This is a genomic window from Janthinobacterium sp. JC611 (assembly GCF_018682595.1).
GTDB lineage: Bacteria > Pseudomonadota > Gammaproteobacteria > Burkholderiales > Burkholderiaceae_D > Janthinobacterium.
Map to the genome: position 1 here is coordinate 208,059 of NZ_JAFLJN010000014.1, position 14,618 is coordinate 222,676.

At 63.3% G+C, this 14,618-nt stretch carries 14 protein-coding genes; 7 read left to right on the top strand and 7 right to left on the bottom strand.

Annotation, left to right across the window (positions count from 1 at the left end; translation table 11 throughout):
- Window positions 1-14: 14 nt before the first annotated feature.
- A complete protein-coding gene (locus J0O65_RS10200; RefSeq protein ID WP_215406429.1) occupies window positions 15-881 on the bottom strand; it encodes an oxidoreductase in 867 nt (288 codons plus the stop codon).
- A gap of 115 nt (window positions 882-996) precedes the next feature.
- Between J0O65_RS10200 and J0O65_RS10205 the strand changes: the two genes are divergently transcribed.
- Window positions 997-1,950, top strand: coding sequence for a LysR family transcriptional regulator (locus J0O65_RS10205; RefSeq protein ID WP_502793552.1), 954 nt, complete (start codon window positions 997-999; stop codon window positions 1,948-1,950).
- Here the strand turns inward: J0O65_RS10205 and J0O65_RS10210 are convergent.
- Entirely contained in the window at window positions 1,935-2,756 is an 822-nt protein-coding gene (locus tag J0O65_RS10210) for a sugar phosphate isomerase/epimerase family protein (RefSeq protein ID WP_215406432.1), read from the bottom strand. The two genes, J0O65_RS10205 and J0O65_RS10210, sit on opposite strands and share 16 nt — an antisense overlap.
- Complete coding sequence (locus tag J0O65_RS10215; RefSeq protein WP_215406434.1) at window positions 2,756-3,595, bottom strand: phytanoyl-CoA dioxygenase family protein; 840 nt, start codon at window positions 3,593-3,595, stop codon at window positions 2,756-2,758. The genes J0O65_RS10210 and J0O65_RS10215 overlap by 1 nt, the downstream gene beginning before the upstream one ends.
- A 109-nt stretch (window positions 3,596-3,704) precedes the next feature.
- On the opposite strand from J0O65_RS10215, the gene J0O65_RS10220 reads away from it, so the two are divergent.
- Window positions 3,705-4,664 carry a LysR family transcriptional regulator gene (locus tag J0O65_RS10220; RefSeq protein WP_251373633.1) on the top strand — a complete coding sequence of 320 codons (960 nt, stop codon included), beginning with the start codon at window positions 3,705-3,707 and terminating at the stop codon, window positions 4,662-4,664.
- Here the strand turns inward: J0O65_RS10220 and J0O65_RS10225 are convergent.
- Window positions 4,657-5,727: a M29 family metallopeptidase gene (locus J0O65_RS10225; RefSeq protein WP_215406436.1), complete on the bottom strand. Its 1,071-nt coding sequence runs from the start codon at window positions 5,725-5,727 to the stop codon at window positions 4,657-4,659. The genes J0O65_RS10220 and J0O65_RS10225 overlap by 8 nt on opposite strands.
- Before the next feature lie 321 nt (window positions 5,728-6,048).
- Here J0O65_RS10225 and J0O65_RS10230 point away from each other — a divergent pair, with 321 nt between their 5' ends.
- On the top strand, window positions 6,049-6,468 hold the full coding sequence (locus tag J0O65_RS10230; protein ID WP_152250577.1) for a hypothetical protein: 420 nt from the start codon (window positions 6,049-6,051) through the stop codon (window positions 6,466-6,468).
- A 56-nt stretch (window positions 6,469-6,524) separates the two neighbouring features.
- Here J0O65_RS10230 and J0O65_RS10235 read toward each other — a convergent pair whose 3' ends face one another.
- A complete protein-coding gene (locus J0O65_RS10235; RefSeq protein ID WP_215406438.1) occupies window positions 6,525-8,027 on the bottom strand; it encodes a hypothetical protein in 1,503 nt (500 codons plus the stop codon).
- Entirely contained in the window at window positions 8,024-8,899 is an 876-nt protein-coding gene (locus tag J0O65_RS10240; RefSeq protein WP_215406440.1) for a hypothetical protein, read from the bottom strand. Before J0O65_RS10240 ends, J0O65_RS10235 begins: the two co-directional genes overlap by 4 nt.
- Window positions 8,900-9,216: 317 nt before the next feature.
- On the opposite strand from J0O65_RS10240, the gene J0O65_RS10245 reads away from it, so the two are divergent.
- The 4 genes from J0O65_RS10245 to J0O65_RS10260 all read left to right on the top strand — a co-directional run bounded on the left by J0O65_RS10245 (window position 9,217) and on the right by J0O65_RS10260 (window position 12,373).
- Window positions 9,217-9,873, top strand: a complete 657-nt coding sequence (locus tag J0O65_RS10245; RefSeq protein WP_215406442.1) for a hypothetical protein — start codon at window positions 9,217-9,219, stop codon at window positions 9,871-9,873.
- A 71-nt stretch (window positions 9,874-9,944) separates the two neighbouring features.
- On the top strand, window positions 9,945-10,826 hold the full coding sequence (locus J0O65_RS10250; RefSeq protein ID WP_215406443.1) for a hypothetical protein: 882 nt from the start codon (window positions 9,945-9,947) through the stop codon (window positions 10,824-10,826).
- Window positions 10,827-10,931: 105 nt separating this feature from the next.
- Complete coding sequence (locus J0O65_RS10255; protein WP_215406445.1) at window positions 10,932-11,855, top strand: hypothetical protein; 924 nt, start codon at window positions 10,932-10,934, stop codon at window positions 11,853-11,855.
- Window positions 11,856-12,043: 188 nt separating this feature from the next.
- Window positions 12,044-12,373: a hypothetical protein gene (locus J0O65_RS10260; RefSeq protein WP_215406447.1), complete on the top strand. Its 330-nt coding sequence runs from the start codon at window positions 12,044-12,046 to the stop codon at window positions 12,371-12,373.
- 34 nt (window positions 12,374-12,407) lie between these two features.
- Here the strand turns inward: J0O65_RS10260 and J0O65_RS10265 are convergent, their stop codons facing one another.
- Window positions 12,408-14,477, bottom strand: a complete 2,070-nt coding sequence (locus J0O65_RS10265; RefSeq protein ID WP_353056178.1) for a sensor domain-containing diguanylate cyclase — start codon at window positions 14,475-14,477, stop codon at window positions 12,408-12,410.
- Between the last annotated feature and the right edge of the window lie 141 nt (window positions 14,478-14,618).

Consider the following 14,618-nt stretch of genomic DNA (forward strand, 5'->3'; position numbering starts at 1 on the left):
ACTGCCTGGCGGCGCTACAGGGTGTTCAATGCCGCCAGTGCCTGCGCATCGAGCCTGAGCGCGCCGGCCGCGACGTTCTCGCGCAGATGCGCCACCGACGAGGTGCCGGGAATGACCAGCATATTGGGCGCGCGCTGCAGCAGCCAGGCCAGCGCCACCTGCATCGGCGTGGCCTGCATGGCGGCCGCCACCTGGTTCAAGGTATCGGACTGCAGCGGCGAAAAACCTCCCAGGGGGAAGAACGGCACGTAGGCGATGCCTTGCGCGGCCAAGGTGTCGATCAGCGCATCGTCCGCGCGGTGCGCCAGGTTGTAGTGATTCTGCACGCAGACGATGGGGCTGAGCCGCTGTGCCTCGGCCACCTGGCCGGCATCGACATTGGACAGGCCGATATGGCGCACCAGGCCTTCCTGCTGCAGCTGCACCAGCGCTGCCAGCGGCTCGGCAAGCGACGAGCCATCGGGACCGTCCAGGCCCGGCGCGCGCAGGTTGACCACGTCGAGCACGTCCAGATCCAGGTTGCGCAGGTTGTCGTGCACGGCGTCGCGCAATTGCCGTGGCGATGCGGCCGGCAGCCAGGATTGGTCGGCGCCGCGCACGAAGCCGATCTTGGTGACGATGGTCAGGCCTTCGCGATATGGATGCAGCGCTTCGCGGATGATCTGGTTGGTGACGTGCGGGCCGTAGAAGTCCGACGTGTCGATGTGGTTGACGCCCAGTTCGATGGCTGCGCGCAGCACGGCGACGGCGGCGGCGCGGTCTTTCGGCGGCCCCCAGACGTGCGGGCCGGCCAGCTGCATGGCGCCGTAGCCGACGCGCTTGAAACCGATGTCGCAATGGGCGGGCGTGAACTGGTCGCGGGCGGGGGAAGAGGTGTGCATGGTAGCTCCTGTGTTGTGGTGGGTGACGGGAGCAGCCATGGTAAGGGCGATTGCGCTGTATGATAATCAGGTCAATCCGGCACGGGCTGTACTTAATTATGCACAATCACACTCCATGAAAGAAATCCTCATGCATGCGGACGGCCCTTCCATGGCCGACCTGTCCGCCTTTGCCCTGGTGGCCCGGCACCGGGGTTTTCGCCAGGCCGCGCGCGCCAGCGGCCAGTCCGCGTCCGCGCTGAGCGAGGCGCTGCGCCGGCTGGAGCAGCAACTGGGCATCCGCCTGCTGGAACGCACGACGCGCAGCGTCACGCCGACGGCGGCCGGCGCGCTGCTGCTGACGCGTTTGCGTCCGGCACTCGATGAAGTGCGCAGCGCGCTCGACGTGCTGAACGACTTGCGCGACAGTCCGCGCGGCACCTTGCGCCTGAACGTGCCGGTCAACGCGGCGCGCTTCTTCTTGCAGCCCATGGTCGACCAGTTCCTGCGCGCCCATCCGCAGATCAGGGTCGAACTGGTGGTCGATAACAATTTTGTCGATGTCGTCGCCAGTGGCTGCGATGCGGGCATCCGCTATGGCGAAAGGCTGGAGCAGGACATGATCGCCATCCCGATCGGCCCGCGCACGCAGCGCTTCGCGGTGGCGGGCGCGCCATCCTACCTGGCGCTGCGCGGCGTGCCCGTGCATCCACGCGACCTGCTGCGGCATGCCTGCCTGCTGGGAAAATTCCTCAGTGGCGCGGTTCCACCGTGGGAGTTCGAACGGGACGGGCAAAAAGTGAGCGTCGAGCCGGACGGCCCCGTGATCGTCACGCCGACGGCGGCCGACTTCGCGGTCAGCATGGCCATCGCCGGCCATGGGCTGGTCTACCTGTTTGAAGAGTGGCTGCAGCCGTACATCGATGCGGGCCAGCTGCAGCCCGTGCTGGAAGACTGGGCGATGCCCTTTCCCGGCCCGTTTTTATACTATGCGGGCCGGCGCCACCTGCCAGCGCCGCTGCGCGCCTTCATCGATTTCGTGCAGGCCAATTTTGCGCCGCCTCCGCAGCTTCCTCAATCCGCCGCATAGCGCTGGCGCAGCAGCTGCAGCATGGCGACGTTCTGTTCCCACGCGTCGCTCACGGGCTGCTGCGTCCAGGGCAGGGTTTGCGTGTAGGGCGCAGGGCCGAATTCCGGCGTGAACGTCATGCGCTCGGCGCCGGCCGCGCGGCGCAGGGCGACGATGGCGTCCCACCAGGCCAGGTGGGCGTCGAGCGCTGGCTTGGCTTCCGGCGCGCGGAAGTCGGCCACTTGCGGCCCCTGCGCATGGCCCACGCGCGCATGCACGTGGCGCACCAGCGGCAGCACCTGCGCCAGGGTCTGCGGCTGGTCTTCCAGCAGCGATTCGCAGGCGCAGCACCAGTGCGACAGGTCGGCCGTCAAGGGCAGCTCGGGATACTGCGCCAGGTAGGGCAGCAGCAGCAGCGGGTGGCCGGAAAAGCGGCTGCGGTGGATTTCATGCACGATGGGCACGCCGTGCTTTTCCGAGATGGCGGCGGCCAGGTCGAGCAGCTGCATGTTTTGCGCCGGCGTATAGAAATCCTTGCCCGTGTGCGTGTTGACCAGCACGGGGCGCGCCAGGCAGGCGTTTTCCAGCAACTCCGCCAGGGCGGCGCGGTGCAGCTCGAAGTCGCCGTGGAAGACGGTTTCCCACTGCGCGGCGATCAGTTGCAGTCCGGCCCTGGCGATGCGCTCCGTCCATTCCTCGCGCAGGGCGGCGTCCAGCGGCAGCGACATTTCGATGCCGTCGAAGCCGGCCGCCGCTACCTTGTCGATGAAGACTTCGGGCGGCAGGTCGTTATTGCCCCAGTGGGCGGCAAACACCTCGATGCGCATCAGACGAAGCCCCGCACGGGGAAGGACGCGTCGCGCTGTATCCAGTTGTGGGCCGCGTATGCCGTCTGGCCGTCGGTGGCGTGCAGGGTATAAGCGTGGCGCGAGACGGGCGAGCGGTTTGGCGCGCTGTAATGGGGCAGCAAGCCGTGGAAGCAGACGAGGGCGCCCGCTTTTACTTCCAGCGGCACGGCCGTGCTGTCGTCGGGCCAGGGCGTCGCATCGAGCTTTTCCACGCGCACGGCGTCGCCGTTGCGGATGAAGCGTTCGCGCAGCGGGCCGCGGTGGCCGCCCGGTTCGGCCCACAGGCAGCCGTTGTCCAGGGTCGCGTCTTCCAGCGCGAACCAGAAGGTGGTCACGCTGATGGGCGTGGTCTCGAAATACGTTGCGTCCTGGTGCCAGCGCACTTCGCCGCCGATGCCGGGCTGCTTGAAGATGTACATCGATTGCCAGACCTGCGCATCCGCCAGCCCCAGGTCGCGCGCCACCGCGGCCAGCTTCGGATCGGCCGAAAAGGCGCGGAAGACGGGGTCCAGGTCATGCATGGCGTGGCCGATCTTGTTGATCGACAGGGATTTCGCCTGCTTCAGCTGGCCGTCCGCGCCGAACGCTTCTTCCTCGAAGAAGCAGCGGATGGTGTTGTCGGAAGCGAGAAAATAATCGTTGGTGTTCTTCGCCTGGTCGCGCGTGGTGAAGATGGATTGACTCTGGCTGGGATCGAATTCGTTGACAATCTGTTCGGCGCGCGCGCGCAAGGCGGCGATCTCGTCCGCGCCCTTGAAATCGGGCAGGATCAGGTAGCCGTCGCGCTGGTACTGTTCTTGTTGTTCGATCGTTAGCATGGCGGCGGCTCCGTAAGTAGATAGAAAGCGCCATTGTAGGGTGGGCGAGGGCGGCAAACAATCGCCCTGCGGTTGACAGATTGTCGCCAAAGCGCAGACAATCTTTGACATGGATCAACTAAAAGCGATGGAAATCTTTGTCGAAGTGGCGCGCCAGCGCAGCTTCACGGTGGCCGGGCAGCGCCTGGGCCTGACGCGGGCCATGGTCAGCAAGACCATCATGCAGCTGGAAGAACGCCTGCATGCGCGCCTGCTGCACCGCTCCACGCGCGAAGTGAGCCTGACGGACGCGGGGCGCGCCTACCTGGCGCCGTGCATGGCCACCGTCAGCCAGGCGCAGGAAGCGGCGCGCATGGTGGCGCACGTGGCGCAGGCCGGTGCGGGGGCGGAGCTGGCCGGGCCGCTGCGCATCCAGGCGCCGTCCAGTTTTGGCAGCGCGTGGCTGGCCGACGCCGTCGCCCGTTTCAGCCTGCTGCACCCGCAGGTGCGCGCCGAGTTGTTTGTCGACGATGCGCTGCTCGACCCGATACGCCACGGCTTCGATTTGACCATCCGCGTGGGCGGCATCCCGGACAGCAGCGCGCTGGCCATGCGCCCGCTGGCGCCGTGCCGCGCCGTGTTGTGCGCCAGTCCCGCCTACCTGGCGCAATGGGGCGTGCCGCAGACGCCGCAAGCGCTGTTGCAGCACCAGTGCCTGCATTTCAGCCACCTGACCGATGGCACGAACTGGCATTTCCAGCGCAGCGAGGGCGGCCAGCAAGAAGCGGTGAGCGTGCGCGTGCAGGCGGGTTTTACGGCGAACAATGGCCTGGTGCTGCACCAGGCGGCGCAGCGGGGACTCGGCATCGTCTACAGCACCACGTTTCTCGCCTGGCGCAATCTGCTCGATGGCAGCCTGTTGCCCGTGCTGTCGGACTGGGACCTGCCGCTGAATCACTTGAGCGCCCTGTATCCGGCCAGCCGCCAGCCGTCGCCCAAGGTGCGCGCGCTGATCGATTTCCTGGTGGCCGAATACCAGCCCGTGCCGCCATGGGACCGCGAGCTGGCGGCGGCAGGATTTTTTAGCTGAAAGCGACCGGTTCCAGCGTCCACGCGCCATCCGCGTACACGCGCTCGTCGTCCAGATACACGGCTTCGGTGACGGCGAAGATGTCGACGTGGTAGCGCGCATCCTTGCGCTTGAACTGCGGTTTCGCATACACGCCATGCTTGGCGCCCAGCGACAGGTGGATGCCGCACATGCGTTCATACGTGCCGATGTCGTTGACCAGCTGCTCGCGCGAAAAGGCGCGGTTCATGCCGAAGCCCAGTTCGCGCACCCATACCTCGCCTTCGTGGGCGCGGATGATGTCCAGCATGGCCAAAAATTCCGGCGTGGCGTTTTCTGTGCCCGTCACGCGGCCCTTGTCGATGATCAGGGTGATCGGCGTGTCGGGGCGGTTGACCATGAAGTGCGTGTCGCCAAAGACGAAGATGCGCACGCGTCCGTTCACCGCTTCCAGGTCCTGCGCTTCCGTAAATACTTCGCCCAGCGGGAACTGGCCGCCGATATTGTTCATGCCGCGGTAGTCGCCGATGTTGAGCTTGGCCAATTCGAATGGGGACGCGAAGACCAGCCGCTCGCCGCCGCTGTCGACCATGCCGTGGCGGGCGCCGTCGATGCGCGCCTTGAGCGCATGGCCGATGCCGCGATAGTAGGCGGGGTCGTAGGCCAGCGAGGCGATGTAGTGCAATCCCTGCACGCCGGGCATGCGCGACAAATGCACGTGCTCGATCACCTTCAGGCCCCGCTTGAACAGCTCGATGCGGATGCGGAACGCTTCCAGGCGGAAGCTGGTCGACTGGATCAGCACGACGAGGCTGCCGGCGGGCAGTTCGGCAAACGCGGCCAGCACGGCGTCGGGCGTCACCTCGTCGAAATCGATGAAGGTGGCGTCCGGCAAGGCCTGGCGATACGCTTCCGTCAGCACGACATTGAGCCAGCTGCGCTTGTCGCAGACGATCAGGGACGGTTCGTCCGGGCGGTGGCAGATGGCCATGGCCAGCAGGTCGGCCACGTTTTGCGCGGCCACTTCGGTGGCGGCGGCGCTGATGGCGTCGAGCCGGCTGGTGTCATTCTCGGGAAGCGTCATGGTGCGAAGGTGGGGGACGTGAAGTAATCGCAGCATTATAAGGTGATTGCTGCGTGAGGTGATTGCTGCTGAGCACACCATTCCCCATCGGCGCAGGACGGGCGGCTGCCGCGTCCCTGATTATCTTGTGCAGTGCTTTACGGCAATGTATTATTTAAGTAATAGTATGGCAGGGTATGGCAGCGAGCCTGGAAGCGGCCCGGCGCGGCGGCAAACGCACGCATGCGCTCGGCGGCACGCTTTCAGTGATGCAGGGACAACAAGCCGACAGGCGATGATGAAGAGTGTGATGTGATGAGCATAATCGGACAAGATATTCCCATGGAGCGGCCGGATACGGATGGGCGCGCCGCCGTCTTCGTTCCCGTCACGGGCGTCAAGGAAGATGTCCTGTTGACCATACGCAAGGGCGCGGCCATCGTCGGCTTTGCCAACCACGACCGCACCATCACCGTGTATTTTGAAAGCAACCGCTTTGACGACCCCGTACTGGCCAAGTGGGAGCACAAGGCGCGCAAGGCCTACGACCGCCTGGTCGACAATGCGCCCACAGTGTCGAAGCTGACCACCAGTCCCGCCAATTTCGAGCAGATCGGCTATATCAATGGCAAGGGCATCACCATCCGCCGCATGGAAAGCCTGCAACGCTGGCTCGCGTATTCGGAGGCGATGGAGTCTTGCCCGGCAACGGATATCATTCCGCGCACGGTGATCGCGAAACCCGAAAGCGTCAAGGTATAAGAGCGGTTGATAAGAGACGCCCAAGGCGTTTTATCAACCGTTTCACTTTCTCCCCATCACACCACGACGATATTCGCCTGCGCCTTGAGCGGGCAGGGCAGGGTGTCGTCGAAGGTGATTTCGATGGCGCTGGCGATGAACATGCCGCCGATGTGCTGGGCGGCGATTTCAGGCGGCGTGCCGGGCTTGGTCAGGTTGACGTCCTGGGCGAAGACGAAGACCCGCCAGGTGCCGTACACCGTTTGATCATATCGCAGCAGGGTGCGGTAAGCCCGCTTCAAGTCCAGGCTGCCTGCGTACACGCCGTCGTTGGCGCCCGGGTCGAAGCCCAGGCCGTCGTCGGTCAGCGATTCCACGAAATACAGGCCCTGCGGCGCCTGGAACAGCACGAAGGCGTACAGCTCCGTGCCGCGGAAGACATTGCCATTGTCGCGCTTGAAGCTGGCGCGCAGCCACAACGGTTCAAACGCCTGCACGACGGCGGGCGTATCCGTTTCCACGGGACCCGCCACATGGATGTTGACTTGCGTTTCGCTCACCGCATGCTGATAGGTGGCGCCCGTGGTAAAGCGGTCATATTGCCAGCTGATGTCGGCCGTGTAGGGCAGGCCTGCGTTCGGCGCTTCCGACAACACCCATTTCGCCACCACGCGCTCGGCCAGGGTCAGTTCGCCGGCGGCCGGTGCTGTTGCTTCCTGGCCACGCCAGAACGGGTCGGCGATATCGGAGCAGGCGACGGCGATGGCGCCCGAGGCGATGGCCGAGGCCACGCCCGCCACCGTGAATTCGGGCTGGCCCGAGCCGGCCCCTTCGAGCGAACAGCAATGCACGCTGGGATCGGTCTCCTCGAACGTGCCGCCCACGCTGAAGCTGGCCTTGCCGGAACCGAGCGCGGCAGAAATGATGGCCACCAGGGCGGCGATGATGGCGATGATAATGGCGAGAACCTTCCACCACGGGTCGGAAAACGGCAGGTCTCCATGCGTGCCCGCGTAGGCGGGGTTCGGCGTCCAGACGAGGGTCATGCCGGTCGGCACGATGGGCCCGAGGCCGGGCGGGCAGCGGCAGTCCTTGTTGTCGCCGCCCGTGGCGCCCCAGCGCTTGCCCGGCAGGTGACCCTGCGGCTTGGACAGTTCCAGGGTGCCTTCCTCGACCGTGCACGTATAGGTGTTGGTGGCGCTGTCGAAGCGCGTTTGCGAAACGAAGATTTGCTGGATCGAGCGGTGCGGCGTGTAGCCGTCCGCCTTGGCGACAAAGCTGACGAGGCGCTTGCCGGGCGTGGCGTGCTGGAAGTCGGCATCCCACATGACCAGCATGGCCGCGCCGGCGGGAATGCTGGCAAAGAAAAAGGTGCGTGCCACGGGCGCGATGCCGGGGTCGCCCACGCTTTCCAGATACACGGTGACATTGTTCAGCGCGCTGCTCGACGTATTCGTCACATGGGCGGCGATGCGCAAGCCATAGATGGCATTGTCGAAGATGCCATCGGGCAGCATGATATGGGTGACGGGCTCGATCGCGAACGGCCGCGTCAGCACCTGCAGGGGGGTATCGCTCATGATGCTTGCTCCTCGGGGCCTTGCTGTTCTTGCGCTTGCTCTTTCTCCTGGTCGGTGACGATATAGGTGACGCCGCCCAGTATCTTGCCCTCATGGCTCTCCAGCACGCGCAGCAGCGCATACTGGCGTGGCGGCAATGCCTCGGCGCGCAGGCTCAGGTACACGGCCTGCGCCTGGCCGCGCGGCACTTCCAGCACCAGTTTTTGTTCGCCGGGCGCATCCCCATGGCAATGGGGCGTGCGCGCCAGACCCGCTATCAGGCGCGCGTCCCTGGCCGGCTGCCATCGCTCGAGCCCCAGGGTGGCCAGCAGGTGCTCCGGCAGCTCGCCGCCCTGTTCGATGTGCAATGCCACTTTCCTGTCGGTGCGCGGCAGGGCCGCCACCGCGATGCTCAGCAATTGCGCGCGCCGCGCCGCCAGCACCACGGTGACATTGCGCTGGGCAATCTGTTCGTGCTGCCTGGGCTGGAAGGGAAAGCCGTTGGGCAGGGGATCGGGCAGCGGATTGACGTCGCCCGGGCCGTGGGCCACGGCCAGCAGGCATTCGTGGCCGCCATTGACGATGACGGGGACCCAGGGCACCAGGCACAGCACTTCCTGCGTGGCGCCGGGCGGCAAGTCGGCAAACGCGGAGCCGATCTGCGTGGCGGCGCCGACGGCGATCTGGCCGGACGGGTCGGCCCAGTAAAAATCCACGCGCACGCCGTTCGAGGCGCTGTTGCCCGTGTTGTGCACGCGGCCCCACAGATAGTTGCCGCTGCCGGCGATGGGCGCGCCGGGCGGACCGTTCGGATCATTGCCCGGCACCACCCAGATGTCGGCGCTGTCCCACCACCAGGGCTGGCCGTCTTCGATGATCAGGTGGGCTGGCATGGCGTTCTCCTTGTCCTTGGCCGGTGCTTGTAGCTTAGGCTGCGGTGGCGATTCAGAGATTGATTAGCCTCAAATCTGCTGAAATGCGGCGGCAGGTGTTTATGTGGAACGTAGTGTGCGATTTTCGTAGACAGGCAGAGCTGGCCCGAAGTTCTAAATTTGTTGTGCTGGAAATAAATGGCATGGGTGGCGAATGATGAGCTATTATTTGAAAGATAATTTGAAGTGATTGATCGCAATTTTATTGATGTTGATTTCATTGTTATGACAGGATGATTTTTCCGGTGACGTATGGGTGATGCATGAAGAGGTATTTTGTGAAAAAGGAAATTGAATACCAATGTCAGGAATCGACTTGTCAGGCGACATTTCATTGGATTGTGAGCTTTTGTCCTTTTTGTGGAGCGAAGCAAACGGTTGTCAAAGTGAAGATAATGTCACCGCAATTCGAGGTGCAAAACGTTGATGAAAGTGCATCGTTCAATATGAACGATCAAACAAGGATTGTTGCTTCCAGTGAGCGGGACGATCGCGGAATGAAGGATCGAGCATTGCCAGATCTCGTTTTATTGGACGATGGTCAGAAAAAATACAGTATTCATATTGCCGACAGTATTTCAAATTCGTACTGCGATAGCGTCTCGTTTGGTGCTTTGTTGCGATATGGGAAAAGTACCTTAGGTCTGGATATAAGACGGGTCGAGTCGATTTTGTCGATGGCTTTGCAACGTTTGAATGTCGTGAATGAAAAAGCGTTGTTGGATGAACTTGATGCACTGTTGCACGTGTTTACAGACACTGAAAAAAAATTAGATAAAAAAAGTCGTGTCGACGCCCTGCAAAGTGTTTCAAAGCCGCGTCCTGGCGCGATGAAGGGTGTCGATCCAGAGATCGCGGAGAGGTACATCAACGATTTTTGTCGCAAGCATAGCGTGATGCAGAGGTCAGGTATCTGGGGCTGGAAAATTTTGTAGTGTGGTGGGATTACATAGACATGATCTGGTTTGATCGTTCAAATTACAATTTTTAAAAAACAGAGGAAAACATGAATCAATCCGATCTGGACTGGTTGAAGAACCGTGTAGCTGCGGCTGTGGATGATGATTTTTATCTGGATCGTGGTGAAGAGCGGCGCATTAAAGAAGAATCCGCCGCACGCGGTATCGTGAGCAGAGAAATAGAGTTGGTCATCCGTGAACAGTTGGATGAGTACTCCGCAGTGTCCGAACGTGCGCTCGTGGAGGAGCTGGATAGATTACTGCATCAGTTTACTGACAACGACAAGAAGTTGGATCAGAAAGAAGAGCGTCTGGCACTGAGTAAAGTAGTTAATGCGGCGTCTGGCAAACGTGTTGGACTGGATCCACGTGTGGCGGAAGAGTATGTGACTAGTTTTTGCAAGGCGAACGGGGCATCGCGTTCGACGGATACAAAAAAATGGCTGGGTTCCCAGATGGGACTGGCGCTTGTCGCCGTTGCAGTTGTTGGCGCAGCCATCTACTTTGCGACTCGGCCGCCGAAGGATGCAACTCCAGGCGCAGTGGCACAAGTCAATGAGAGCCGGTCTGTGGATACGAAGGCGATCAAGCTTAATGAAAATGATCGTTCGGAAATCGATGATCAGTTGCGTCGTGCCTCTCTTTATATTGAGAAAGCTCAATACACTGATCCGCCGGAAAGCTCAGCCAAGGCTTCGCTGGATCAAATTCGCCAGATTGACCCCGAGGGGCAATATCGTGGTGAAGAAGTCAAAGGACTTGCCAGCAAGATAGTTGATCATTACATCAAACTGGCTGAAAAAAGTGCCACATCAAATGATCTTGGCGCGGCGGCCAAGTGGTTGGCACGTGCGAAGCTGCTGAACCGTGATCGTGAGGTAATATTAGAAAAAGAACGAGCACTAGGGCTGGTGAAGGCGGAGCGTTAAGTCTGCGCTATCTCCGCCAGCAGAGATAAGCAGAGCTCGCACAATGGCCAGGGCATTCGATTTGATCGTATGCTTTGCCTTGTTGCATGAGCAGAAGGTTGGAATGTGTCTGAAACAGTGAATGACGTTTGCATCAACGCCGCTTGCGGCCGGACCTTGCCGCTGCGCGTGGCGCATTGCCCGTTTTGCGGCGCGCGCCAGGTGGCGCAAGCGCCGGTTCTGGAGAAAACCGTGGCGCCGCCCCCGCTGCCGCGCATGCCGCCGCCGGTGCCCGTCGCCGCGCCCATTCTTGCACCACAACCCGCGCCGCAATCCGTACCGCAGCCTCAGCCCGCTCCCAAGCCCATCGCGCCAGCGGCTCCCGCGCCGGTCAAGGCGCCGCCCGCGAAACCGGCCAGCAAGGGCTCGGTGCCGCCGCCGCGTCCGCCCGTGCGCTTGCGCACGTGGATCGCGGCGGCGGTGGTGCTGACCGGTATCTGGTTCTTCAACAAGCCGGCCGACAAGCCGGCCAGCGTGGCGGAGCAGGTCGAGGCCGCCGCTGCGCTGGCGGCGCAGTGCGACCTGGACGGCGCGCGCAGCGCGCTGGCCGTGCTGAAAAGCGCCAAGGCGCCCGCCTCGCACCTCAAGCGCTTGCAGGCAAGCATCACCAAGTCCGCCGCCGCCTGCGAGCGGCAACAGCAGCGGGTGCAGGCGTGGACGGCGCTGCAGGACAGCGTCAGGCAGGCGCTCGACGCGGGCAAGCCGGAGCTGGCCGCCACGCGCCTGGCCGTCTACGTGAAACGCTGGGGCGACGATCCCGACACACTGGAACTCGACGCCACGGTGAACGTGGCGCAGGCCAGCGCCCAGCTCGACCTGGCCGACGCCTGCCTGGCGAAAGGCGACCGCGTCTGCCTGGAAAGCAGCCTGCTTGCCGCCGAGCGCTACAAGCGCCCGGAACTGGCCGCGCGCACGCAGGCGCTGCGCGCGGCCTTGTCGCAATTGCTCGAACGCTCGCTGCTGGACGCGGCGCCGGCCCCCGGCCAGTAGCGCAAGGCAGCATGGCTGGGCCCGCCGCCAGGTGCGCGTAGGGCAATGTGAAAGATATCAAGATACCATTGCTTACAACTACGCCACAAAAGCGTGTTCTTATGTGCGTTAGCGCACGCTAAAAATTTTTAGGCAGGTGTATATTGCGGACTGATCTGTGTCTTTTGATAACAATGAAAGGGAATATCATGAAAGCAAGCAAAAATTGGATGACCGTGTGCGCCGCCGGGATGATGGTCGTGGCGCTGGCTGCCTGCCAGAAGAAGGACGATGTCGCCGCTGGTCCTGCGGAACAAGCTGGCCAGAAGATCGATGCGGCCGCTGCCAAGGCGGAAGCCGACATCAAGGCCGCCGCCAGCAAAGCCGACGCCGCCGTGAGCCAGGCCGCCGCCGATACGGGCGCCAAGATGGACCAGGTCGCAGCTGACGCCGACAAGAAAATGAGCGAAGCGGCCGATGCCGTCGGCAAAAAAGTGGAAAAAGCCGGCGAAAAGATCCAGGACGCCGCGCACAAGTAATACCCGCAATACCCGCGCCAGCCCGCAGCTGCCGTCACGCGGTGGCGGCTGCGGCGACGCCGTCGCTGGCGCCGGCTGGCCTGCCATGCGCCGTTGTCCCCGTACTTCCCCCATCCATCCCGTCCGTTCCCCCCAGCACCACGCTCAAATCGACGAAGCCGTCGCGCCACGCGCGTTCCAGGTCTTGCTCCACCGCTTCCAGGGTCGTTTTTTCCACCTGCTGAAAACCGCGCAAGCCATATGCACGGTTGCGCCCGTGCGCCTTGGCCAGGTACAGCGCCATGTCGATCAGGTTGACGCTGCGTTCCCACGTGAGCGGCCGCCCCAGCGGCGCCAGCGGATAGGGCGCGAAGCCTACGGACACGTGCACGCCGATGGCCTGTCCCTGGTAATGGATGCGTTGCGCCGCCATGCCGTTGAGGATGCGCCGCGCGATATCGTCGAGTCCGTCGCGCGCGACGGCTGGCAGGAAGGCGAGGAATTCCTCGCCGCCCCAGCGCACGATCATGTCCGTTTCGCGCAGCACCTCATGCAAGGTTTCGGCGATCGTCGTCAGCACCAGGTCGCCCGCCGCATGGCCGTAACGGTCGTTGATGTGCTTGAAATGGTCGACGTCGAGCAGGAACAGCGCGCCCACGATGTCGCTGCCCGCGCAGGCCGGCTGCGGCTTGCCCGCATGGCTGCGCATGAATTCCTGGAAATGGCGGCGGTTGTACAGGGCCGTCAGCGGGTCGCGCGAGCTCTGGCGCTTGAGCTCCTGGTTCTTCACCTTCAACTGCACGTTCGCGTGGCGAACCTTGCGGTACAGCAAGCCGACGATGGCGGACGCCATGGCCAGCACCAGTGCCAGCAGCCACCATACGCGCTGCTGCAGGCGGCGGTTGTCGATTTCCGTGCTCTTGAGCTGGTTTTCGCGGCTCAGCAGCTCGATCTGGCGCTGTTTCTTTTCCGCTTCATACTTTTCTTGCAATTCATATACGGCCTTTTGCCGCTGCTTTTCGAACAGCTGGTTGGAAATGCCGCGCTCGCGGTGATATGCCGTGACGGCGCCGCGCAGGTCGCCCGCCTTTTCCAGCGCCGTGCCGTATTCCAGCAGCACCGCCTGCATTTCCGGCTGGTTGGCCGTGCGTTCGTAGTAGGCCAGGCCCGTGGCCACGCTTTGCTTGCCTTCCTGCAAGCGTCCCTGGCCGATCAGCGCCTGGCCGATGTTCAGGCGCGCCGTCGCCTCCACCTGTTCATCGTTGACCAGGCGCGCCGCCGTGATGGCTTCATTCGCAAAGCGCAGGGTGCGCGCGTAATCGCCTTCCTTCAGGTAGCTGTCCGACAGGTTGACGAGGGTGACGGCGACCATGCCGCGCGCACCGAGCTGGCGTTCCAGCGCCAGCGCCGCCAGCAGGGCGCGCTGGCCCCGCTGCGGCTGCTGCGCGTCGAGCGCCAGCCCGTACTCCGTATTCTTCGCCTGCGCCATGCGGCCCGGCGAGGCCAGGGTGCTGGACACGGCCAGCAATTCGTCCAGTGTCCTGAATCCCTGCTCGTATTCGCGCATCTGCGTGTACAGCAGGGTGAGGGCATTCAGGGCGGCGGCCAGGCTGGACGGGGAATTGCTCTGGCGCGCCAGGTCGACGGCCGCCTGCAGCTTGGCCAGCGCAAACGGGAAATTGCCTTCCTCGGCCCACGACTGGCCCGCGCTGATGGTGGCCTGCACGCGCACGGGCAAGTCGTCCGTGCGGTTGGCGATGCGTTCCGCCTCAAAGGCCAGCAGGTGCGAGGCGCGGCGTTCATTCCGGGCAAACGTGATGTAGGCCTTGTTGAGCATGCCTTTCGCCAGCGCCACGTCGCTCTTGTTCCGGCGCGCGTAGGCGATCAGCTCCTCGGCCAGCTGCATGGCGATGTCGTTCTGCCCCAGGCGCATGCGGGCGTTGCTCAGTTGGGTAAGAAATTCCGCGTGCACGGGCAAGGGCGCGCTGCGCGCCTGCGTTTCCACCTCTTGCAGGCGCTGCAGGGCGCGCGCGGGCACGAAGCGGCCATCGTCGCGCACGGCGGCAAGATACTGCTCAAGGTTGCCGACCTGGGCATGCGCGGCAGGCGGCAGCCAGCAGGCCAATACCAGCAGCCACTGCGCGTTTCGCCATGATGCCCGTTTCTGTCTGCCTGCCAACGTCCCGCTCCCGCAATGACCACCTGTCTGTAACAGATTATATTCTGTTGCAATCAAGAAATATCATGCGGTGCGCAGAAATGTGCG

Bases quoted from the DNA above. Each gene is read 5' to 3' on its own strand.
- J0O65_RS10200 (WP_215406429.1), bottom strand. From the start codon at position 881: ATGCACACCTCTTCCCCCGCCCGCGACCAGTTCACGCCCGCCCATTGC.
- J0O65_RS10205 (WP_502793552.1), top strand. From the start codon at position 997: ATGAAAGAAATCCTCATGCATGCGGACGGCCCTTCCATGGCCGACCTG.
- J0O65_RS10210 (WP_215406432.1), bottom strand. From the start codon at position 2,756: ATGCGCATCGAGGTGTTTGCCGCCCACTGGGGCAATAACGACCTGCCG.
- J0O65_RS10215 (WP_215406434.1), bottom strand. From the start codon at position 3,595: ATGCTAACGATCGAACAACAAGAACAGTACCAGCGCGACGGCTACCTG.
- J0O65_RS10220 (WP_251373633.1), top strand. From the start codon at position 3,705: ATGGATCAACTAAAAGCGATGGAAATCTTTGTCGAAGTGGCGCGCCAG.
- J0O65_RS10225 (WP_215406436.1), bottom strand. From the start codon at position 5,727: ATGACGCTTCCCGAGAATGACACCAGCCGGCTCGACGCCATCAGCGCC.
- J0O65_RS10230 (WP_152250577.1), top strand. From the start codon at position 6,049: ATGGAGCGGCCGGATACGGATGGGCGCGCCGCCGTCTTCGTTCCCGTC.
- J0O65_RS10235 (WP_215406438.1), bottom strand. From the start codon at position 8,027: ATGAGCGATACCCCCCTGCAGGTGCTGACGCGGCCGTTCGCGATCGAG.
- J0O65_RS10240 (WP_215406440.1), bottom strand. From the start codon at position 8,899: ATGCCAGCCCACCTGATCATCGAAGACGGCCAGCCCTGGTGGTGGGAC.
- J0O65_RS10250 (WP_215406443.1), top strand. From the start codon at position 9,945: ATGAATCAATCCGATCTGGACTGGTTGAAGAACCGTGTAGCTGCGGCT.
- J0O65_RS10260 (WP_215406447.1), top strand. From the start codon at position 12,044: ATGAAAGCAAGCAAAAATTGGATGACCGTGTGCGCCGCCGGGATGATG.